Raw genomic sequence first — 21,092 nt, 5'->3', positions numbered from 1 at the left:
GGCCCCGGCGGCGGTCAAGCCGCCCGGAACACCGGGCCTGTAATTCGTATCGCAGTCGCGAGAAGGCGCGAAAAGCTCGTCATGGCTGGGCTTTTAGCCGAGACAGGCGATATTGAAAAGCCCGAACTCTGATGCTTCCTTGCGTTAGGTGCCAATTGCGCATACATTTGTAGGCAAATGGCCTGCAGTGCCAAGGAAACAATTCATGTCGGTCGCAGCAAGGGCAATTCGCGCAACACGCGACTTTTCCGTCCCTACGGACAAGATCGATCATCTGCGCAGTCTGGGTTTCAGTAGCGAAGAACTCTATCGTATCGTTGCCCCCCGCCGCACGCTGGCGCGTCGCAAGGAACATGCCGAGCCGCTTTCGCCAGCTGAATCCGACCGCGCCCTGCGCCTTGAACGCATCGCCGAGCAGGCGGATCGGGTATTCGGTAGCCATGAGAAAGCCCAGCGTTGGCTGAGAAGCGAGATCATAGCATTGGATGGTGCAAGGCCGATCGATCTCCTTGAGACAGAGACCGGCGCCCACGTCGTTTCCGAAGAGCTTATCCGTATCGACTTTGGCATGCTTGCCTGACGATGCGCATCTGGCGCATCTCCAGTTTCGCGGATCTCTCGGGTCGTGGCGGAACGCTCGTTGATGGAAGATGGAACAGGCGCGGAATGCCCATCGTCTATTGCACCGACCACCCTTCGACGGCACTGCTGGAGATACTGGTGCATGCGACGCGCGAAACCGTTCCGGAAACCTACCAGCTTATCGAAATCGACGTTCCGGACGGAATAGAAATGACCGAACCGGTTATCCAGGACGGCTGGGACAAGGACATGGAATCGACACGGCGACAGGGCACGGACTTTCTCTCGGCCAATCGTTACGCGCTCATGAAAATTCCTTCGATCATAATGCGCAAGGCAAACAACTATCTGCTCAACCCGACCCATGACGATGCGTCACGCATTACGATTGCGGGCCTATACCATTATCCGTTCGACAGCCGTTTGATCAAATGAGCCGACGCCCGCCCGCTCACATCGAGAAATCGAAGCGGTAGGTCGTCGACACGCCGATCGTGAACTGGTTGCGATCGCCGCGCTCCTTGACCAGGCTGGAATCGCCGGCCGGGCCCATCAGGCGGGAATATTCGCCGAACAGACTGGCCGTCATCGGCTCGGTCACCTTCCAGGTCACCGCGCCGCCCAGGCCCGCCGACTTCACCCCGCCACCGGGATGATATTCGCTGAGCCCCGAGGCCAGGGACTCCTCGGCATCAACGCCGTAATAGGCGTCGAAATAGTCCGATGAGGCGAATGAAACGCGCGGCCCGCCCGAAATCCTGACATCGGGCGTCACATCGTAAAAGGCGTCGGCGGCGATGTCGGCGACAAAGCCGTTATGGGCGCGAATGCCATGCCGCAATTCGGCGCGGGCACGCAGCCAATCCAAAGGATAGAATTCGAAGAAGCCGCCGGCCTCGCCGCCCCAGCGCACCGGGTCGAGACCCTTCAACTCGTCGGCATCACCACCGTCGCGGGAAAACAGGAACTTGCCTGTCAGGCCGGCGCGGACGCCGCCATCGTCGATCAATGCCAACGAGATATTGTCGTTGCGCGAGGTGAAGCGCGCCGCGGGACCAGCCTTGCCGAGCGAGATGATTGGCGAGGCGCTGAGCAGGTACTTTTTGCCGCCTTCGAAATTCGGGGCAACCATGCCGGTGGCGCCGACCGTCAGGTACCAGTCTCCGGACATCCAGCCGAAGGTGCCCTCGCCTGCCTTGGCAACGCCGCAGGTGCCGAGCATGAATGCGGCCAAGACCGTCGGGACAGACCGCATCATTACTCCATACGTCGAACGCGTTGACGAACACTATCAGCCTTGATCCAAGCCATGGCGCCAGTTCGGTAAAATTTGACTTAATGTCCGTAACCTTGGCAGCGTTGGCCGGGCTGTTTTCCGCATTGCAGCGAATTGTACTGGCGCACCAAGATTCCAGATCAAGATGTTTGGAATGCGCCAGCAGCTGCTTCGGCAGGGGTTATAAATATTCGCGGGCAAACATCCCCGCGCTGTGAAGAGCGCGCCGACCGGCACCCAGCCCCGCATTCCAAACCGGCCAAGCGTGAATCATATGCGGCCAAATTTCGAGACGTACTTTGACGTCAGCCGCGCCAGCGGCTTCCGCGAGCCGAGTTGCGTCCGACAACAGCGTCTCGGCCGAACCGACTTGTATAAGCATTGGGGGAAATCCGCTCAGATCGGCGAACAAAGGCGAGATCAGCGGATCGCGCCGACCAACGCCATTGGGAACATAGGCGGTTGCCAGTTCCCCCAAATACGCCCGGTGGATGATAGGGTCGATTGCGTCCTTGGTTGATAGTGTCGCGCCGGACATCGAAAGGTCCGTCCAGGGCGAACACAGCCAAAGACATCGCGGCAACCGCTCGCCTGCCGTGCGCAATATACTGACCAGGCACAGGGTGAGGTTGCCGCCCGCACTGTCTCCCCCAACCACGGTGCGATCCGGCGCAATGCCTTGCCGCCTCAGAAAGCGCCATGCGGTGAGTGCGTCTTCATGTTGCGCAGGGAAAGGATGTTCCGGCGCTCGTCGATAGGCGATCGCGAGGGTGCGCATTCCCATTGCCCGACCTGCCTCGGTCACCATTCGACGATGACTTTTAAGAGAGCCGGAGCAGTAGCCGCCACCGTGGAAAAAGAGCAGAATCTTATCCCTGTTACTGCCAGGCGCCAGGGACCACTCTCCCTCGAGGCCATCGAAAACCACATGCTCGCATCGGATGTCCTCCGCGACCGGCCAGACCGAACCGACTTCGTCGAGCCGTGCCCGGCGTTCGTCCCAGCGGACCGTTCGTGGTTTTGACGTCAACAGCCTACGGATGGCATTGATCTCCAGCAGATCGCGGTGTTCGTCCATATCGCTCATTTTGCTTCCCCAGCCTCATCAAGCGTAGAACACGGTATACAGCAGCAGCCGCACGTCATCGATAAAGGGCCAACGCCAGCGCTGGGAATTTTTCGTTACACTTGCGCCATGGCGAATACACGGGACGACGGGTCGCCCGTAAACCCGCTTGTCATCTTTTAGCGCTGGCCCACCCCTGCACACGATCGAATATTCCATCTGGTATTTGGCCGCCTCGGATAAAAAGCGAAGGTCTGGCAAGCGGATCGCTCGGGAGTGTGGCGCTCACAGCCTGCTCGCTGGACGGGCAAGGCGATCGGCGCTACCTTTCGGAACAAAGAAGCTAGGCAACCTTGACGGAGAAGGGCAATGACCGTGCACAGCGATGCCATGAAAGACGCCATTGGCCAGACGCGGGCGAAGTGGGGATGGTTCGTCGCGCTCGGGGTGCTGCTGCTCATCTTCGGCGGCATTGCTTTCGGCAATCTGTTCATCGCAACCGTCGCCTCGGTTTATGTCGTCGGCTGGCTGATGCTGATGGCCGGCGTCATCGAGATCATTCATGCGTTCGGCGTGAAGACATGGGGCCGCTTCTTCTATTGGCTGCTCAGCGGCCTTCTCTACGCCGTCGCCGGGTTCTTCGCCTTCTACAATCCACTGCTGGCCTCGGCGGTGCTGACATTCCTCCTGGCGGTCGCGCTGCTTGCCTCAGGCGTGCTCAGGGCCTGGGTCGGCTACAGCCACCGGCCGCAGCCGGGCTGGGGCTGGGTGGTCACGGCCGGCGTCATCAGCGCGCTGGCGGGACTGGTCATCGCCATGGGCTGGCCGGTCAACAGCGTGTGGGTGCTCGGCCTGTTCCTGGCCGTCGACCTGATTTTCCAAGGCTGGACCTTCATTGCCGTCGGCCTGGCGCTGAAGAGATAAATTCTGGTTGAGCATGATCTTAGTCGGAAAACCGGTTCCCACTTTTTGTCTTCGCTGACCTTCGGGTCGGGACCATGCTCTAAAAAGCAATGGCCGCGTCCAGCCCGGAAAGCGGCCTGACGCCGGCGAGCAGTGCCTTCGCCTCGGCCTCGTCACGCTTCATCTGGGCGACCAGCGCGTCAAGCCCGTCGAACTTCACCTCCGAGCGCAGGTAGCCGAAGAAGGACACGGCACAAATCTCGCCATAGAGGTCGCCGGAAAAGTCGAAGACGAAGGTCTCCAGCAATGGCGCGCCATTGTCGTCGACCGTCGGCCGGCGGCCGAAGCTGGCGACGCCATCATGAAGGGAACCGTCGGCGCGGCGGAAGCGGACGGCATAAATCCCTTCCTTGAGGGTGGCTTCCGGCGAAAGCCTCATGTTTGCGGTCGGAAAGCCGAGTGTCCGGCCGAGCTGCTGGCCGCCGATCACCTCCGCCTCGACGGTGAAACGGTAGCCGAGCAAGCCGGCGGCCTCGGCCACATTGCCCTCGCACAGCAGCGTGCGTATGCGGCTCGACGACACCACCTCGGCGCTTTCGTCGCGAAACGCATCGACCAGCGTGACGCCGAAGCCATGGCGCTCGCCGGCAGCCATCAGATAGGCCGGACCGCCCTGGCGGTCCTTGCCGAAATGGAAATCGAAGCCGGTGACGGCGTGGCTTATGCCGAGGTTGCGCTCGAGCACGCCGGTGACGAAAGCCTCCGCCGACAAGGAGGCGAACTCGCGTGTGAACGGCTGCTCGACCAGCGCCGAAAAGCCCAGATGCGACAACAGCCGCGCCTTCATCGGCGGCGGCGTCAGCACGAACAGCGGCATGTCCGGCCTGAAAACCTTTCGCGGATGCGGTACGAAGGTCAGTACCAGGGCGGGTACGCCGCGACGCTCCGCTTCGGCGCGCGCGCGTTCGAGCACCGCCTGGTGGCCGCGGTGGACACCGTCGAAATTGCCGATAGCCACCACGCCGCCGCGCAGATGGGCCGGCAGCGGTGCGGTTGCGGAAATGCGTTCGAACATTGCCGTCATGGCTTGAACCTATTGCAGTCTGGGAATCACCGCGACCGGCCTGTAGCCGTATTTTTCCAGAAAGGCCGCGAGCCTGGCCGGATCCGGCTGCAGCGTCTCACCGTAATCGCGGGCATGGATGCCGCCCGATACGTAGAGCACGTCGAAGCCATTGTCGGCCGCGCCCTTGATGTCGGTCATCATGCCGTCGCCGATGGCCAGAACTTGCGAACGCTCGACCGGGCGGCCGAGAATGACGGCGACCTCCTTCATGGCGACGTCATAGACCGGCGCGTACGGCTTGCCGGCGATCAGCGTGCGTCCGCCAAGCTGTGCGTATTCGCGGGCCAAAGCGCCTGCGCACCAGATCATGCGTTCGCCGCGCTCGACGACGATGTCGGGATTGGCGCAGATGAAGGGCAGGTTCCTGGCACGCAGCCGCCGCAGAAGATCGGCATAATCTTCCGGCTTCTCCACCTCGTCGTCGAACAGGCCGGTGCAGACCACGCCGGATGCTTCGAACTCCTCGACGAGCTCGACGTCGAGGCCCTCATAGAGCGTGAAATCCCGATCGGCGCCTATATGGAAGATCTTTCGCGGCCCTTCGGCGATCAGATCGCGGGTAACGTCGCCGGACGTTACGACACGGTCATAGGCAGCGGGAGGAACGCCGATGGCGTTCATCTGCGCCACCACGTCGGCGCTGCGGCGCGGCGAATTGGTGATCAGCACGACAGGTATTCTCGCCGCGCGAGCAGCGATCAGCGCGGCAGCCGCCGCCGGGAAATGCCATTCGCCATTGTGCACCACGCCCCAGACGTCGCACAGTATGGCTGAATAGGCTCCCGACAAGTCTGCGAGCGAACCGATGATGTCGGGCGAATCCGCCATGCCGTTGTCCCTGTACCATGATGCTTGCAAGCGCCGCGACCGACGGTCCGTAGCGGCCGGCCCGGATTAACCGAAGCGCTTCGCCCTGTCACCAGCTTTCATTGTGTCCGCAAGATTGTCGTCCGGGAACTAAGGCAGGAGGCCCGGCGCACTGGCGCAAAGGCTCCTGCCCTCATGCCCTTGCGGATGATGGAAGCATGTGGTGAGTGTTCCCATCCGGAGATGCGCTCTTGCCTGAACCCGCCAACCACCTTGCCTTCGCGCTGGTCTGCCTCGGCATGGTGCTGACGCCCGGCCCGAACATGATCTATCTGATCTCGCGCTCGCTGTCGCAGGGGCCGAAGGCCGGGCTGATCTCGCTGGGCGGCGTGGCGCTCGGTTTCTTGTTCTATGTGCTGTCGGCGGCGTTCGGCATCACCGCGCTGCTGCTCGCCGTACCCTTTGCCTATGATGTGCTGCGCCTTGCCGGCGCGCTCTATTTGCTGTGGCTCGCCTGGCAAGCGGTGAAGCCCGGCGGGCGCTCGCCCTTCCATATCCGCGAACTGCCGAAAGACAGGCCGCGCAAGCTGTTCGCGATGGGCCTGATGACCAACCTGCTCAACCCGAAGGTGGCAGTGCTCTATCTGTCGCTGCTGCCGCAATTCATCAGCCCCGGCAAGGGCCACGTGCTGTCGCAGCTTCTAGTGCTCGGTGCCACGCAGGTCGCGATCAGCCTGACCGTCAATGCCATCATCGCGGTGACGGCCGGCTCGATCGCGGTTTTCCTCGCCGGGCGGCCCTTATGGATGGTGATCCAGCGCTGGATGATGGGTACGGTGCTGACCGCGCTGGCCGTCAAGATGGCAACCGACGCGCAACGCTGATCGGTCCTACATTGGCCGCCTGACCTGCTCCGCCCGCTCCGGTTCGACCACCCTGCGATAAAGATGCCAGGTCGCGTGGCCAAGGATGGGCATGACGACGGCAAGCCCGGCAAATAGCGGGATCGAGCCGATGACCAGGAGCACGGCGACCATCAGGCCCCACAGCGCCATCTGTAGCGGGTTTGTCAGGACGGCGCGCGCCGACGTCTCGACTGCCGAGACCGCGCCGACATCGCGGTCGAGCAGCAGCGGAAAGGCGACGACGGTCGTCGCCAGCACGATCGCGGCGAAGACGAACCCGGCCAGGTTGCCGAGCAGGATCAGCGTCCAGCCCTTGCTGGTCGTCAGCACCTCGCGAATAAAGCCGGCAATAGAGGCCGGAGGCTGATTGCCGTACAGGCTGGTGTAGATCGACTGCGCGGTGAACAGCCAGAGCAGGAACAGTACCAGCAGCATGATGCCGATGACCGCAATCGCGGGGAGCGCCGGCGAGTGGCGCACGTCGAGCGCATGCCACCAGGATGTATCCATGCCGAACTCGCGCCGGCGGCTGATTTCGTAAAGGCCGATAGCCGCGAACGGACCGACCAAAGCGAAGCCGGACATCAGCGGATAGATCAGCTGGATGGCGTTCGAGCCCGAGGTCCACTGCGTCAGGATCAGGCCGACCACCGGATAGATCAGGCACAGGAACACATAATGCGACGGCTTGGCCCAGAAATCCTCGACGCCGAGACGGAGCGCATCAATCAGATCCTCGGTGCTGATGCGGCGCACCGTGGGCTGTACATGCATTCCACGTGCATCAGCCATGACATGAAAGCCGGCCATAACCTTTCTCCCGTGTGTCGGGGCGGTCACCGCCAGGATGGCCGCCCGCAGCTGCCACTTCAAGAACGTCGACATGATAGCCGATCTGGGCGTGCTTGTCGCCAGCGCCCGGCGCCGGGGCGCCGGGCGCTGAGCGAACAGTTACGCCGCGAAGCGATCGATCACCTCGGCCAGCGGCAAGTGACCGAAGCAAGCGCCTGACCCGGCGGGCTTTTCGCCAGCCTCGACAGCGAGCGCGTATTGCACGGCCGGATCGGCTTCGATGCGGCGGCGTAGCGCCGCCAGCTTTGGGTAAGCGGCGCCGTCGACCGCCTGGTGGAACTCCGCCCAGCGCGCCACGCCGATCAACGTGGTGTCGGCAAGCGTCAGCCGCTCGCCGATCAGGAAATCCGTGTCGAGGATCATCGCCTCAAGCTGGTTATGGCGGTTGGTAACGACCTTGCGGCCGAAATCACGTAAAGTCGCCAGCAGCACCGGTTCGGCCGACTCCATTTCATATGCCGCCCAGAGCGGGGTGAAGGCGGCGGTGAAGCCGGTGTTTATGAAGGCGACCAGCTGGTGCATCCGGTCGGCCTCCGGCGAGCGAGGATCGAAGCTGATACGGCGTTGCGTATCGCGGGCTTCGAGCCAGGCGGCAATCGCCATAGTCTCGGTGAGCACCCTGCCCTCGTGCGTGATCAACACCGGCGTTTCCTGACGGCCGTTGATGCTGGCATAGGCGTCGTTCTTCATCTCAGTGAGCATGTCGACACGACACAGGCGATAGGGTTGTCCGAGGCGTTCAAAAGCAGCGACAAGCCCCATCGAACTTCCCAGCGGGAAGCCGTAAAGGAGAATAGGTTCCATTTCTTTGTCTCTTCCATGTTAGGGGTCACGCTGCGCAGCGAAACTTGACCCTAAACGCTGGTCGCCCCATGTAAATTAGGCACTATTCTGTAACCAGGTCCCCGCCATGAAAGATGTCGTCTCACGCTGCCCGATCGAGGAGACCATGCGTGTGCTCAGCGGTCGTTGGCCCACCTTGCTGCTCTATTATCTCAAGGATGGTACCAAGCGCTTCAGCGATTTGAGGCGTGACAACCCGGCAGTGTCGCACCGCATCCTGGCGCTGGAACTGCGCAAGCTGGAGGAAGCCGGGATCGTGCGGCGAACGGCGCATGCCGGCTATCCACTACGTGTGGATTACGACCTCACGGAGCCCGGCCTCAAGCTTGTGCCGCTTATCGACGCCCTGGGCGACTGGTGGGAACATACCGAAGACGATCGGGACGGCCGGGTTTCATCGACGCCGGAAACCAAACTCGTGGCGGCGGAATAGCCGACCGGCGATCACCGCATCGCAAAGACTGCCGGCGAGAGCCCAGCGCGCGCCAAGCCGTTCATACATTAGATCCCGCAAGACCAAGCGACCGGCTTATGGGGCGCGCCATTGTGGCCGACCAAACCGGGCAAGGCGCGGGCCATCCAGCACCAACTCCTGTAGCATGGCTCGCCAATCCCGGTCACTGACCCGCCGTTCGATCTCATTGCCCGATCAGATCGGCTGACCATGCTGGATGGCTGTTGCTTTCGATTTAGACGTGGATGAAGAGCCTACTTATGCTCTTGAAGTTTCTCCTGAGACTTTACCGTTTGATCGTCTCCAAGTTCCATATTGTGCATCGTTGCAATCAACCATCCATCGTGATCCCGCGTCGCCACTACGCTGATTAATCCGCGCCGACGCGGCCATTCGTTTCCCATCGGATCGAGTGCGCCAGTCATGGACCACCGCAGGTCGAGCGTGGCAACATCCGGGCGAACAAGCCTGTTCCGCACGCTTTCCGCGGATAGGTGGCTGTGCTTGAACATCTTCTCAAAAATTGGGGCATGGAACTGCTCGATCCTGTCACGTCCAGTCGCCTGCATACCGAAGACGTTAGTAAATTCGGCATCTGCCGCGAATACGGCGGCAAAGGCGCGAGCATCGTGACGATTCCAAGCGTCGATCAGCCTGTACGCGACACTTTCCACCCCTTCGGTTCGGACGTTGCCAGTAGCCATGCTGACCTCTTGCCATATAGTTCGGTTGCCATACTATATGGGCACCATATAAGTTTGGAAAGATGGATAATCAGCCATACACGCAGTCTCTGCTTCTCTATGCTTATCAATCGTCGGCGAGCGCTTTGGTCCAGGTTCTCCGGGAGAGCGGCCATTCGGCAATCAAGCCCAAACACGGCGCTGTATTCGCCAACATCGACGCGGAAGGAACCCGACCCAGCGTCCTCGCAGAGCGAGCGGGCATTGGCAAAGCATCGATGGGTGAGTTGATCGATGAACTGGAGCGCCTCGGTTATGTTCGGCGCTCGCGTGATCCGAACGACCGACGGGCCAAATTAATCGTTGCAACCGACGCGGCGCTTGCGGTGATCCGGACCGTCCACGATTTCAATCAGCGTCTCGAAGACCAATACCGGAGGCTGCTTGGTGCTCAGGCGTACGAATCGCTCCGGTCGTCACTGCAAGCGATATCCCCCAGAGAAAATTTGCAACCGAGGATACCTCGCCAGCGCTCGTGAAGCCGCAAAGATGGGGCAAAAGAAGCTGTCTGTCCGTGAATGCCTGACTGGTGTCGAGCCGGAAACCATCATCACGCATTTTCACCGCCCTGCCCGGCAAAAGCCATGATCGCGCTTATGTCAGGCGGGCATGACCGTTACGAAAATCGAAAATTATGGGGCCCAACCAAGCCTAAGTAGGCGCGTGCTGCTCAGAGCTGCCGGCCTTGGCGCCCTTGCCGGGCTCGTCGCCTGCGCCACCGTGCTGCCCACCGGCGAAGGCGCCGGTGTCTCTGCCTCCGCCGCTGGCACGCTGGCCGGCATCCGCGCTTCGGCGGGTCTCGGGCCGCTTGTCCCCGATGCCCGGCTCGAGCAGGCGGCACTGCAGCAGGCCGGCTATATGGCGCGCGGCCGCCGAATGAACCACACCACCGGCTGGGGCAAGGACTTTGCCTCGCGCGTCAAAGACAATGGCATTGCCGGCGCTGCCGCCGAAAACATCGCCGAAGGCCGCTTCGACCAGCAGAAGCTGTTCGATATCTGGGTGCATTCGCCAGGCCACCGCCGCAACATGCTCGACCCGCGCTTCACCCGCTTCGGTCTCGCCTATGTGCGCGACGGCCGCGACAGCACGCTTCGCTACTGGTGCCTTGTGCTCGGCAGATAACTTCCGCCATTTGGTCGGCGGAAGCCTGCTGGCGACCGATCCGTCAGTCTTTGCGGCCGCCGCCGAGCAATTCCTCGATGTCCTGCGCGCAAACCGGCCTGCTGAAATGATAGCCCTGCATTTCGTCGCAATTGTTCCTGCGCAGGAAAGCAACCTGATCATCTGTCTCAACGCCCTCGGCGATGACCCTCAGGTTGAGATTTTGCCCCAATGAAATCACCGCGCTGGCCACAGCCTGATCGTTCTCATCGGCGGCGAGATCCTTGATGAAGGACTTGTCGATCTTCAGCCGCGCCACGGGAAAGGTCTTGAGTGCGCTGAGGCTGGAATAGCCGGTGCCGAAATCATCGATCGAGATCTGGACACCCAGGCCTTGCAGGGCGTTCATGGTGGCGACCGCCAGCTCGATATCCTGCATGATCAGGCTCTCGGTCACCTCCAGCTCGAGATACCTGGCCTCCAGGCCGCTGTCCTTCAGCGCGCTGACGATGCGATCGATCAGGTTGCGCTCCCTGAATTGCCGCGCCGACACATTCACGCAAACGGTCAAGGGCGGCAGTCCCGCGTCTTGCCAGGCTTTGTTCTGCCGGCACGCCTCACGCAGAACCCAGTCGCCGATCGGTACGATCAGACCTGTCTCCTCGGCGGTCGGTATGAACATCGTCGGCATTACCGTGCCAAGCGTTGGATGGTTCCAGCGTATCAGCGCCTCGACCGCAAAAACCCGACCTGACCGAAGGTCCACTTGCGGCTGGTAGAGCAGCGTGAATTCCGAACGGGCCAAGGCGTTTCGCAACTCTTCCTGAAGCACGAATTTTTCATGCGCCCTGGTGTTGAACTCCGGAGCGTAAAACTGGAAATTGTCGCGGCCGAACTCCTTGGCGCGATACATGGCCGCATCGGCATTTGCCAGCAGCGTATCGGGATCCGTTCCATCCTTGGGATAGTTGGCAATGCCGATGCTGGCCGTCGCCCGCACCAGATGTGCTCCGAGCCGAACCGGCTCGGCGAGTGCAGCCCTGAGCTTTTGCAACGTCTCGGAAACGAGATCAACGTTCGCCGGCTGGTCGAACAGCACGATGACGAATTCGTCACCGCCAAGCCGCACGACGGTATCGGTCGCCCTTACGCAGTCGACCATGCGACTAGCGACGGTCTTCAGAAGCTCGTCGCCGGCATTGTGGCCGAGCGTGTCGTTAACGAATTTGAAATTGTCCAGATCGATGAACACCACCGTCACCCAGCGATCGTATCGCTGGGCGTACAAGACCGCCTGTGAAAGCCGATCCTCCAACAAGGCGCGATTGGGAAGCCCGGTCAGCACGTCATGGTTGGCCATGAAGTGGATCCGGTCTTCGGCCTGTTTGCGTTCGATGGCGATCCCGGCGATGCGCGTGGTGAAATCGATGAGGCGAGTCTCGGCCTCTGTCGGTTCGCGCACCGTCATCGAATACATCGCAAAGACTCCAAGCACGGCGCCCTGATGCGACAGGATCGGGGTCGACCAGCATGAACGCAAACCGTGCGGCCGCGCGAGTTCGCGATAATCCTCCCAAAGCGGATCGTGCATGATGTCAGCGACGATCACCGGCTCGCGCCGATAGACTGCGGTTCCGCAAGACCCTGCTCTGGGGCCGACCGCGGCGCCGTCGACGGCGTCGGTGTAGTCTCTCGCCAGGCTGGGCGCGGCGGCGTGACGCAAGTGGCTGCCATCCTTGTCGAGCAGCAAGACCGAACCGAATATCCCCGCCAGTTGGGATTCGACCAGACGCATGAGCCGCTCGAGCACATCTTCGAGGGGAGCGCTCTTTGCGATCATCTCGAGGATATGCGCCTGCCCGTCGCGCAGGATTTCGGCCCGCTTGCGCGCAGTGATGTCGCGGGCAATGCCGACGAGGCCGAAAATGTTGTTTTGAACGTTGCGCAACGGCAGTTTCGTCGACAGGAACCATTTGCCGGTGCCTGACGCATCGATGACGAACTCCTCCTCGTCGATCATCGGCTGTCCGTCGCGCATCAGTTGCTGCTCGATGAAGCGAAACTTCTGCGCAAGTTCCGGCGCATGAAGGTCGAAGTCGCTCAGACCGATCATGTCGCTCGTGCTGTCCCGACCGCTATCGGACGCAATGGCTCGGTTCGCGACGACGAAGCGGCTTTCGGTGTCCTTCACCCACATGTAGTCAGGCACCAGGTCGATCAGCGTCTGCAAGGAGATACGCTCGTCAACGACCAAGCGATTGGCGCTGAGCTCGCTGATGTCCTCGTGCGTGGCCACCCAGCCGCCGTCAGGCATCGGTTGATGGCAGACCTGAATTGTCCGGCCATCGGCGAGCTCGGCTGTCCAGTTCCCCGAAGCCGTGCCCGAATTGACTGCCCGGGCCAACCCCAGATAGGCGTCCGCATTCATTGCCGAGGTCCCGACAGCGACGCGCCGCTCGACGATTTCGCGCAGCGCCACACCCGGCTGCAATTGCTCCGGTGCAAGGCGATAGATTTCCGCGTAGCGTCGGTTGCACAGGATCAGCCGTTCATCGGCGTCAAAGAAACAGATGCCTTGCGAGATGTTCTCTATCGCGGTCTGGAACCGCAGTGCCTGGTCCTGAAGCGCCGCAATCGTGGCGCGAAGTTCGCGCTCGAGGACTTCGTACGAGGTAGTCGCCAGTTTTGCCAGCGTCGTCAGATTGGCGGACTCGGGCGCTGCGGCGGTTTGCCTGGATGATTTCGTGGCCAAACACAATTCCTCCCGCTGATGCTTGAGGCAAGCAATGGAGGCTCGCCTTCAACCCAAAAGCAGTGCATATTGGTCCGGATATACTAATGGCAGGTGAACCTGGCTCAACGCGACGCGACCGGCACAGCCAACGGAAACCTCGAGCCGGTCGCGGTTGCCGTAAGCCCTGAGGCTTAGTCCATATGCGCGGCAGGCGCCCCACCGGCGGGCGGCGCGGCCTTTGGCTTGCGCAGCAGGAAAACAAACGGAATGGCAAGCAGCGTCATCATCATCAGCAGCTTGAAGTCATTGACGTAGGAGATCATCATCGCCTGGACATTGACCATGCGATCCATCAGCGACAGCGCCGTCGGATCGCCGCCCGCCGCTGCCGGCGATGCCGCCCAGAGGTTGGGGTTGAACGGATTGATGTAGGCCGAAAGCTCGGCATGGTTGATCTGCGTGTTGCGTACCAGCAAAACCGTCACCACCGACACGCCGATCGACGAGCCAAGGTTGCGCACCAGGCTGAACAACGCCGTGGCATCGGTGCGGAAGCGTGCGTCGAGCGTGGCGAAGGCTACAGTCGACAGCGGCACGAACACCATGCCCATTCCCAGGCCCTGGATGACGCCGGAACTGAGGATCAGCCAGTCGTCCATCTGCGGCGAGAAGCTGGACATCGTGTAGAGCGACTGCGCGGTTAGCAGGAAGCCGATGACGACGAGGATCCTGGCATCGATCCTGTGCATGATCCGCCCGACGAACAGCATCGCGATCATCGTGCCGACACCACGCGGCCCCAGGACAATGCCGATGGTGAGGGTCGGATAGCCGAAGATGGTCGACAGCATTGGCGGCAGCAGCGACATGCTCGCCAAGATGAGCACGCCCATGACAAAGATGAACGCCAGCCCGGTGACGAAATTGCGATCGAGGAAGATCTTCGGGTCGATAAAGGGGTGCTCCGCCGTCAATGTGTGAATGGTGAACACCCAGAAGCCGGTGATGGAAAGACCGAGCTCGATCCATATCTCGATCGAGGAAAACCAGTCGACCTCGCCGCCGCGATCGAGCATCAGCTGCAGCGCGCCGACACCGAGCGAGAGCATGGTGAAGCCGAAGAAATCGAAGCTGCGCACCCGCCGGGCAACGCTGGGAAGATACGCCGCCATGCCGAGGAAGGCGATGATGCCGACCGGCAGGTTGATGAAGAACACCCAGCGCCAGTTGAAGTTCTCGGTCAGCCAGCCACCCAGCGTCGGGCCAAGGATCGGTCCCAGCATGATGCCGGCGCCCCAGATGGCCATGGCTTGGCCGTGGCGTTCCCTAGGGTTGATGTCGAGCAGGAAGGTCTGCGACAGCGGCACGATGGCAGCGCCGAACACACCTTGCATGAGCCGGAACAAAACGATGGTCTCCAGGCTCCAGGCGATGCCGCACAGCATGGAGAAGACGGTGAAGCCGACCACGGCCGTCAGGAACAGCTCCTTGCGACCGAAGCGGTCGGCAAGCCAGCCGGTCACCGGCGTCATGATCGCCGCGGCAACGATGTAGGAGGTCAGCACCCAGTTGATGTTGTCGGGGGAGGCGCCGAGATCGCCGGTCATGGTCGGCAGCGCAACGTTGGCGATCGTCGTGTCGAGCGCCTGCATGATCGTCGCAAGCATGAGCGCGACTGTAATCAGGCCGCGGTGCGGTACTTCGCGAAAGGGTTCTGGGCTGCTCATGACGTAAAACTTCCAGCAGGTAACAAAAACGTGTACATTGGGTTTCCGGACGGCGAGGCCCTCGCTGTAGAGAGACCCTCATCGCGGTGGGACGCGAGCATCGATGTGGGGGTTACATCAACTGAGCGTCTCGACAAGCGGGCGCCTGCCGCCCGGAAACCTGAGGACCGAAGACCCTGCGCGGAGTTGTTTGCTCAGGCAGGCTACAGCGCAGCCCGTTTACGCATTCAACTTTTCCTGCGCCTCCTTCGGACCAATCCTGCATCCATTTCGCCGTTTGCTATGCGGCCGCTGTTCGGCCTCCTTACTTGGCCTCGCCCGCCGTGGCGCCGCGGAAAATGCTCGGCAGCCCGCGGGAAACGCCGGTGTCCACCGTGACCGTAGCGCTCATGCCGGTGCGCAGCGCCGCCTTGGCGTCGGCATCGGCCAATTCCAGGCGGACCGGAATGCGCTGTGTGACCTTGACCCAGTTGCCGGTGGCGTTCTGCGCAGGCAGCAGCGAGAACTCGGCCCCGGTGCCGGCGCCGATCGCCTTGACGGTGGCTTCGAAGGTCTTGCCCGGATAGGTATCGACCACGATATCGGCCTTCTGGCCTGGCTTCATGTTGGTGAGCTGGGTTTCCTTGAAATTGGCGTCGACCCAGGTGTCGCCGGTCTCGACCAGCGAAAACAGCGGCGTGCCCGAACCGACATACTGGCCGACCTTGAACGAAGCGGCCTGGCTGATGATGCCGTCGGCAGGCGCCTTGACCTTGGTCTGGACCAGATCGTAGGCCGCCTTGTCGCGTGCGGCGAGCGCCGCCATTACTGTCGGATGCTTGTCGGTTTCGATGTCGGGATTGCCGCCAAGTGCCGCCTTGGCGCTGACGATCCCCTGCTGGGCTACGGCCAGCTGCTGCTTGGCCTTGTCGAGGTCGTTCTTGGCTTCGTCCAGCGACGACTTGGCGTTGATGCCCTTCTGGGCAAGGTCGGCGGCGCGGTCATATTGGGACTGCGCGTACTGGACCTGGCTTTCGTCGGACTTCTCCTGCGCCAGCGCCTGGCTGTAGGCCGCACGCAGCTGCTCGACATTGAGCCGCGCACCGGCAACCGCCGCGTCGGCCTGGGCCAACGCGATCCGGTAGGGCTCGGGATCGATGGCGAACAACACGTCGCCCTGCTTGACAGACTGGTTGTCGAAAATGTCGACCTGAACGATGCGGCCCGCCGTATCGGCGGCTATCGAAACCTTGGCCTGCTGCAGATTGGCGTTCTCGGTCTCCTGATAGCGGCCGCCGGTCACCCAGACATAGCTGCCGCCGGCGATCAACGCAGCGGGCAGCACAAACATCAAAAGGAAGCGGCCGGCACGGCGCTTCGGCGCCACCGGCGCCGGAGCTACCTGCGGAGCGACCGTTACCGGAGCTGCCGCCGGCTTCGCGGGAGCTTCCATCTCCAGCTTGGCCGCATTCTCATCTAGTTTGGCTACCGCGTTCATGCTGCTGCGCCTTCCGTATTCTTCGTTTTTTCCGAGGGCGGCGTCTCACCATCTGCAAGATTCTGCACCATTGTTTCCAGCGCCTTGACCAGGACGCGGCGATCTTCCGGCGAAACGCCGACGAGCGATTCCTCATAGACCTCGCCGGCAAGGCTCTTGACGTGGGCGTAGGCCGCGTTCGCCTTGGCGGTCGGGAAAATCATGCGCACTCGCCTGTCGGTTGCGTCGGGACGGCGCTCGATCCAGCCGCCCTCCTCCATTCGATCGACAAGACGCGAGACGCTGATCGGCTCGATTTCGAGAAGCTCGGCAAGCCGCGCCTGCGCGACACCCGCCTCCTTGGCGACACGTACCAGAAGCCGCCATTGCGCCGAAGAAAGGCCGAAACCACTGGCGCGCGCCTCGAACCGCTTGCGCATCAGGCGCTGCACGTCGTGGATCAAAAAGCCCAATCTGTCGATGCCGTCGGAAACCATGAGCGACATATATAATAAGCGTGCTCATAATTCAAGGAGCCCGATTGTGCCAGAAGCCGGTAAGTGTGCATGGCAATCGGTGCAGGGCGATCGTGGTTAGCAATTTATTACGCCGGGCGTTTGTGACGAGCATGCGGAAGATCGGCGTTCAGATGCTTAGACTATCGATCTCACCCAGGCGGAAAAGGCTTCGATATGCGCTTGTCGGGGGTGATTGGCTACGCCAGCAAGGTAAAAGCCATAGCCTGGCAGAGAGAGATCATGTGCCTTGACCAGCCTGCCAGCCTCGAGTTCGCCACTGACGACCACATCGCTGCAGATAGCGATGCCTTGGCCTGCCGCTACCGCGTCAATCGCGTGCAGCTCTTCGCGGAAACTCAAGTCCCATGCCCGGTTGGCATTCGGGATGCTGGGATCGATCGAGCGTGCGATTGCCAGCCATCGCTGCCAGGTCGGCGCTTCCGGGTCGCGGTTCGTCCAATTGAAATGGATGAGCGGGTATTGCAGCAGATCGGCGGCGCGCTCGATCTGTCGGTCGCCTCCTGCGAACAGATCCGGGCTGCATACCGGAAAGAATGCGTCCCGAAAAATTTCCTGCGCGGGAACGTCCCGCGGCATCCTGCGCGCATAGCCGTTCTGGCGGCCTACGGCGAGAATTATCCGAGGCTGGCCGCGCTAAAAAACAAGTATGACCCCACCAATCTCTGTCGCTTGAACCAAAACATTAAGCCTGCGACCTGAGCGACCGCCGCAGGCCGATGCTCGAAATTCTGCGGCGCTGCTATAACTCCAAATTCCAGTTCTGGCCGACCAGATCCTTGCCGAAGGAATGGTGGCGCTCCTCGTCGGTCAGCTTGAACCCGGCCGCCTCGTAGATGCGGCGCGCCGAGGTGAGCACGTCGTTGGTCCACAGCGTCAGTGTCCTGTAACCCTTCGTTCGAGCAAAGCCGATGCATTCCTCGACCAGCCGCCTGCCGATGCCGAGACCGCGCGCCGAAGGCTCGACATAGAGCAGGCGCAACTTCGCCACCTCGTCCGACTGGTGCATGACGAAGACCGAGCCGACGACCTCCCCTTCCCGCTCGGCGATCCAGCTGCGTTCCCATTTCGGATCGAAGGATTTGACGAAGGCACCGAGGATTTCGGCGACCAGCGCTTCATAGGTTTCGTCCCAGCCATATTCCTGCGCGTAGAGCAGGCCCTGGCGATGGATGATCCAGCCGATGTCGCCGACTTGCAGAGACCGCAGCATATAGGGAATTTTGGGCTCGGCACTTCCGCCCAGCAGACGCTGCACCGTCTGCATGGCCCTGACCAGCCTGTCCTGTTCGGCAGCCGAAAGCCGTTCGAGCAAAGCCGCGACCTGTTCGTGCGAACCCTGGTTCAGCGGCGCGAAGGCCTGCCGCCCGGCCTTGGTCAGCGCGATCGACGAGCGCCGCGCATCCGCCTCGATCGTGGCCCGCTCGACCAGATCACGCTCCTCGAACTTCTTCAGCAGCCGGCTGAGATAACCGGCATCGAGGCCGAGATCGCGCCCAAGGTCGGTGGCGGTCAGCCCGTCGCGATGCGCCAGCTCATAGAGCACCCGCGCTTCGGTCAGCGAGAAGGTGCTTTTCAGCAGCCCTTCGTCGAGCAGCCCGATCTGGCGGGTGTAGAAGCGGTTGAAGGCCCGCACCGCGTCGATCCGCTCCTTGCCTGGGTGATGATGAATGGTCATGGCATCCTCCTGCCCGGCAAGATCAGCCATTTAGTTGACTTAGTCAAGTATCCGTTTGAAGCAATCGTCCTGAGGATGCTCACCAGGCGTCTTGACTCGCGCGAGCTGCCAGCCTATTTCAGCGCCACGTTAGCACTCCCCCAAGATGAGTGCTAACCACATGTCCGGCGCCGCCGGACGGAGGAACTGTTCTCACCATTCTCATCGAGGAATAAAAAATGGCAAAGTCGAAGTTCCGCCCGCTTCATGACCGCGTGGTCGTTCGTCGGGTCGAATCCGAATCCAAGACCGCGGGCGGGATCATCATCCCCGATACGGCTAAGGAAAAGCCGCAGGAAGGCGAGATCATCGCCGTCGGTTCCGGCGCCCGCGACGAAGCCGGCAAGCTCGTCCCGCTGGACGTCAAGGCCGGCGACCGCATCCTGTTCGGCAAGTGGTCGGGCACCGAAGTCAAGCTCAATGGCGAAGACCTTCTGATCATGAAGGAATCCGACATTATGGGCATCATCGGCTGAATATCGGCCTCACCCTCATTTAAATCTTCGGGCTTAATCCAAGCCCCTGCCAGGAGCTAAAAATGGCTGCCAAAGACGTAAAATTCTCCCGCGACGCTCGTGAGCGCATGCTGCGCGGCGTCAACATCCTCGCCGACGCGGTGAAGGTCACGCTCGGCCCCAAGGGCCGCAACGTCGTCATCGACAAGTCGTTCGGCGCACCGCGCATCACCAAGGACGGCGTTACCGTCGCTAAGGAAATCGAGCTTGAAGACAAGTTCGAGAACATGGGCGCGCAGATGGTCCGCGAAGTTGCTTCGAAGACCAACGACATCGCCGGCGACGGCACCACGACCGCGACCGTTCTGGCGCAGTCGATCGTCCAGGAAGGCCACAAGGCGGTTGCCGCCGGCATGAACCCGATGGACCTCAAGCGCGGCATCGACCTCGCCGTCGCCGACGTCGTCGCGACGCTGATCAAGAACGCCAAGAAGATCAAGACCTCGGAAGAGGTTGCCCAGGTCGGCACCATCGCCGGCAATGGCGATGCTTCGGTCGGCTCGATGATCGCTGAAGCGATGCAGAAGGTCGGCAATGAGGGCGTCATCACCGTCGAGGAAGCCAAGACCGCCGAGACCGAGCTCGAAGTCGTCGAAGGCATGCAGTTCGACCGCGGCTATCTCTCGCCCTACTTCGTCACCAACGCCGAAAAGATGGTTGCGGATCTGGAAGACGCCTACATCCTCCTCCACGAGAAGAAGCTCTCCAACCTGCAGGCCATGCTGCCGATCCTCGAGGCTGTCGTGCAGACCTCGAAGCCGCTGGTCATCATCTCCGAAGACGTCGAAGGTGAGGCCTTGGCGACGCTGGTCGTCAACAAGTTGCGTGGCGGCCTGAAGATCGCTGCCGTCAAGGCGCCGGGCTTCGGTGATCGCCGTAAGGCCATGCTGGAAGACATCGCCATTCTCACCGGTGGCCAGGTCATCTCCGAAGACCTCGGCATCAAGCTCGAGAATGTCGGCCTCAACATGCTCGGCCGCGCCAAGAAGGTGTCGATCTCCAAGGAGAACACCACCATCGTCGACGGCGCCGGCAAGAAGGCCGAGATCCAGGGCCGCGTCGCCCAGATCAAGCAGCAGATCGAGGAGACCACCTCGGACTACGACAAGGAGAAGCTGCAGGAACGTCTCGCCAAGCTGGCGGGCGGCGTTGCCGTGATCCGCGTCGGCGGTGCGACCGAAGTGGAAGTCAAGGAAAAGAAGGACCGCGTCGATGACGCCCTCAACGCGACCCGCGCGGCCGTCGAAGAAGGCATCGTTCCCGGCGGCGGCGTCGCACTGCTGCGTGCCTCGCTGACCATCAAGGCAACCGGTGCCAACTCCGACCAGACCGCGGGCATCGCCATCGTGCGTCGCGCGCTGCAGGCTCCGGCCCGCCAGATCGCGTCCAACGCCGGTGCGGAAGCATCGATCGTTGCCGGCAAGATCCTCGAGAACAAGGGCGCGACCTTCGGCTACAACGCCCAGACCGGCGAATATGGCGACATGATCGCCATGGGTATCGTCGATCCGGTCAAGGTTGTGCGCACGGCTCTGCAGGACGCGGCCTCGGTCGCCGGCCTCCTGGTCACCACCGAAGCCATGATCGCGGAGGCTCCGAAGAAGGAGTCGGCTGGCGGCGGCATGCCTGGCGGCATGGGCGGCGGCAGCATGGGCGGCATGGGCGGCATGGACTTCTAAGAAGTCTATAAAGCACGCCCATGAACTCACGTTGCTCAAGCCCGCAAGCGGGCTTGAGTGGCGGCAT

General features: G+C 61.8%; 23 protein-coding genes. 10 read left to right on the top strand and 13 right to left on the bottom strand.

Features of this window, described 5'->3' with window-relative positions; translation table 11 throughout:
• The first annotated feature begins 205 nt into the window (after positions 1 to 205).
• Positions 206 to 580, top strand: a complete 375-nt coding sequence (locus NKJ72_RS25400; RefSeq protein ID WP_352479906.1) for an Xre family toxin-antitoxin system antitoxin — start codon at positions 206 to 208, stop codon at positions 578 to 580.
• Positions 581 to 582: 2 nt separating this feature from the next.
• Complete coding sequence (locus tag NKJ72_RS25395; protein WP_352479905.1) at positions 583 to 1,017, top strand: RES family NAD+ phosphorylase; 435 nt, start codon at positions 583 to 585, stop codon at positions 1,015 to 1,017.
• Between the two features lie 16 nt (positions 1,018 to 1,033).
• Here NKJ72_RS25395 and NKJ72_RS25390 read toward each other — a convergent pair whose 3' ends face one another.
• Together NKJ72_RS25390 and NKJ72_RS25385 are read right to left on the bottom strand one after the other, a co-directional pair.
• Positions 1,034 to 1,840 (bottom strand): MipA/OmpV family protein, encoded by an 807-nt coding sequence (locus NKJ72_RS25390; protein WP_502894288.1) that lies wholly within the window; start codon positions 1,838 to 1,840, stop codon positions 1,034 to 1,036.
• A gap of 199 nt (positions 1,841 to 2,039) precedes the next feature.
• On the bottom strand, positions 2,040 to 2,945 hold the full coding sequence (locus NKJ72_RS25385; RefSeq protein ID WP_254817427.1) for an alpha/beta hydrolase: 906 nt from the start codon (positions 2,943 to 2,945) through the stop codon (positions 2,040 to 2,042).
• A gap of 348 nt (positions 2,946 to 3,293) precedes the next feature.
• Here NKJ72_RS25385 and NKJ72_RS25380 point away from each other — a divergent pair, with 348 nt between their 5' ends.
• Positions 3,294 to 3,848, top strand: coding sequence for an HdeD family acid-resistance protein (locus NKJ72_RS25380; protein ID WP_352479903.1), 555 nt, complete (start codon positions 3,294 to 3,296; stop codon positions 3,846 to 3,848).
• A gap of 79 nt (positions 3,849 to 3,927) precedes the next feature.
• Here NKJ72_RS25380 and NKJ72_RS25375 read toward each other — a convergent pair whose 3' ends face one another.
• Both NKJ72_RS25375 and NKJ72_RS25370 read right to left on the bottom strand, forming a co-directional pair.
• Positions 3,928 to 4,911: a bifunctional riboflavin kinase/FAD synthetase gene (locus NKJ72_RS25375; protein WP_352479902.1), complete on the bottom strand. Its 984-nt coding sequence runs from the start codon at positions 4,909 to 4,911 to the stop codon at positions 3,928 to 3,930.
• Between the two features lie 9 nt (positions 4,912 to 4,920).
• Positions 4,921 to 5,781 (bottom strand): TIGR01459 family HAD-type hydrolase, encoded by an 861-nt coding sequence (locus NKJ72_RS25370; RefSeq protein WP_254817424.1) that lies wholly within the window; start codon positions 5,779 to 5,781, stop codon positions 4,921 to 4,923.
• A 230-nt stretch (positions 5,782 to 6,011) separates the two neighbouring features.
• On the opposite strand from NKJ72_RS25370, the gene NKJ72_RS25365 reads away from it, so the two are divergent.
• Entirely contained in the window at positions 6,012 to 6,644 is a 633-nt protein-coding gene (locus NKJ72_RS25365) for a LysE family translocator (RefSeq protein WP_352479901.1), read from the top strand.
• A 6-nt stretch (positions 6,645 to 6,650) separates the two neighbouring features.
• Here NKJ72_RS25365 and NKJ72_RS25360 read toward each other — a convergent pair whose 3' ends face one another.
• Positions 6,651 to 7,475, bottom strand: a complete 825-nt coding sequence (locus tag NKJ72_RS25360) for a DUF2189 domain-containing protein (protein WP_352479900.1) — start codon at positions 7,473 to 7,475, stop codon at positions 6,651 to 6,653.
• Positions 7,476 to 7,616: 141 nt separating this feature from the next.
• Positions 7,617 to 8,321 carry a glutathione S-transferase family protein gene (locus NKJ72_RS25355; protein ID WP_352479899.1) on the bottom strand — a complete coding sequence of 235 codons (705 nt, stop codon included), beginning with the start codon at positions 8,319 to 8,321 and terminating at the stop codon, positions 7,617 to 7,619.
• Positions 8,322 to 8,427: 106 nt separating this feature from the next.
• Between NKJ72_RS25355 and NKJ72_RS25350 the strand changes: the two genes are divergently transcribed.
• Positions 8,428 to 8,793, top strand: coding sequence for a winged helix-turn-helix transcriptional regulator (locus NKJ72_RS25350; protein ID WP_352479898.1), 366 nt, complete (start codon positions 8,428 to 8,430; stop codon positions 8,791 to 8,793).
• Positions 8,794 to 9,068: 275 nt separating this feature from the next.
• Here the strand turns inward: NKJ72_RS25350 and NKJ72_RS25345 are convergent, their stop codons facing one another.
• Positions 9,069 to 9,518, bottom strand: a complete 450-nt coding sequence (locus tag NKJ72_RS25345) for an SgcJ/EcaC family oxidoreductase (RefSeq protein ID WP_352479897.1) — start codon at positions 9,516 to 9,518, stop codon at positions 9,069 to 9,071.
• 62 nt (positions 9,519 to 9,580) lie between these two features.
• On the opposite strand from NKJ72_RS25345, the gene NKJ72_RS25340 reads away from it, so the two are divergent.
• Entirely contained in the window at positions 9,581 to 10,036 is a 456-nt protein-coding gene (locus tag NKJ72_RS25340) for a MarR family winged helix-turn-helix transcriptional regulator (RefSeq protein ID WP_352479896.1), read from the top strand.
• A gap of 130 nt (positions 10,037 to 10,166) precedes the next feature.
• The gene (locus NKJ72_RS25335) at positions 10,167 to 10,682 is read left to right on the top strand and encodes a CAP domain-containing protein (RefSeq protein WP_352479895.1); all 516 of its coding nucleotides are present in this window, start codon (positions 10,167 to 10,169) and stop codon (positions 10,680 to 10,682) included.
• Between the two features lie 43 nt (positions 10,683 to 10,725).
• Here the strand turns inward: NKJ72_RS25335 and NKJ72_RS25330 are convergent, their stop codons facing one another.
• The 5 genes from NKJ72_RS25330 to NKJ72_RS25310 form a co-directional block, all read right to left on the bottom strand.
• Positions 10,726 to 13,413 carry an EAL domain-containing protein gene (locus NKJ72_RS25330; RefSeq protein ID WP_352479894.1) on the bottom strand — a complete coding sequence of 896 codons (2,688 nt, stop codon included), beginning with the start codon at positions 13,411 to 13,413 and terminating at the stop codon, positions 10,726 to 10,728.
• A gap of 173 nt (positions 13,414 to 13,586) precedes the next feature.
• Positions 13,587 to 15,122: a DHA2 family efflux MFS transporter permease subunit gene (locus NKJ72_RS25325; protein WP_352479893.1), complete on the bottom strand. Its 1,536-nt coding sequence runs from the start codon at positions 15,120 to 15,122 to the stop codon at positions 13,587 to 13,589.
• Positions 15,123 to 15,426: 304 nt separating this feature from the next.
• Positions 15,427 to 16,599, bottom strand: coding sequence for an HlyD family secretion protein (locus NKJ72_RS25320; RefSeq protein WP_352479892.1), 1,173 nt, complete (start codon positions 16,597 to 16,599; stop codon positions 15,427 to 15,429).
• Entirely contained in the window at positions 16,596 to 17,075 is a 480-nt protein-coding gene (locus tag NKJ72_RS25315; RefSeq protein WP_352479968.1) for a MarR family winged helix-turn-helix transcriptional regulator, read from the bottom strand. The genes NKJ72_RS25320 and NKJ72_RS25315 overlap by 4 nt, the downstream gene beginning before the upstream one ends.
• 156 nt (positions 17,076 to 17,231) lie before the next feature.
• Positions 17,232 to 17,693, bottom strand: coding sequence for a LysR substrate-binding domain-containing protein (locus NKJ72_RS25310; RefSeq protein WP_352479891.1), 462 nt, complete (start codon positions 17,691 to 17,693; stop codon positions 17,232 to 17,234).
• On the opposite strand from NKJ72_RS25310, the gene NKJ72_RS25305 reads away from it, so the two are divergent.
• Positions 17,577 to 17,816 carry a BBE domain-containing protein gene (locus NKJ72_RS25305; protein ID WP_352479890.1) on the top strand — a complete coding sequence of 80 codons (240 nt, stop codon included), beginning with the start codon at positions 17,577 to 17,579 and terminating at the stop codon, positions 17,814 to 17,816. The genes NKJ72_RS25310 and NKJ72_RS25305 overlap by 117 nt on opposite strands.
• 40 nt (positions 17,817 to 17,856) lie before the next feature.
• Here NKJ72_RS25305 and NKJ72_RS25300 read toward each other — a convergent pair whose 3' ends face one another.
• Positions 17,857 to 18,792 (bottom strand): bifunctional helix-turn-helix transcriptional regulator/GNAT family N-acetyltransferase, encoded by a 936-nt coding sequence (locus NKJ72_RS25300; protein WP_352479889.1) that lies wholly within the window; start codon positions 18,790 to 18,792, stop codon positions 17,857 to 17,859.
• Positions 18,793 to 19,010: 218 nt separating this feature from the next.
• Here NKJ72_RS25300 and groES point away from each other — a divergent pair, with 218 nt between their 5' ends.
• Positions 19,011 to 19,307 (top strand): co-chaperone GroES, encoded by a 297-nt coding sequence (gene groES, locus NKJ72_RS25295; RefSeq protein WP_006203049.1) that lies wholly within the window; start codon positions 19,011 to 19,013, stop codon positions 19,305 to 19,307.
• Between the two features lie 62 nt (positions 19,308 to 19,369).
• The gene (gene groL, locus NKJ72_RS25290) at positions 19,370 to 21,025 is read left to right on the top strand and encodes a chaperonin GroEL (protein WP_352479888.1); all 1,656 of its coding nucleotides are present in this window, start codon (positions 19,370 to 19,372) and stop codon (positions 21,023 to 21,025) included.
• The last annotated feature ends 67 nt before the right edge of the window (positions 21,026 to 21,092 follow it).

This window comes from Mesorhizobium sp. M0045 (genome assembly GCF_040323385.1).
Lineage (GTDB): Bacteria > Pseudomonadota > Alphaproteobacteria > Rhizobiales > Rhizobiaceae > Mesorhizobium.
Note: the sequence above shows the minus strand (reverse complement) of the source record. Positions and strands in the feature narration are given on the sequence as shown.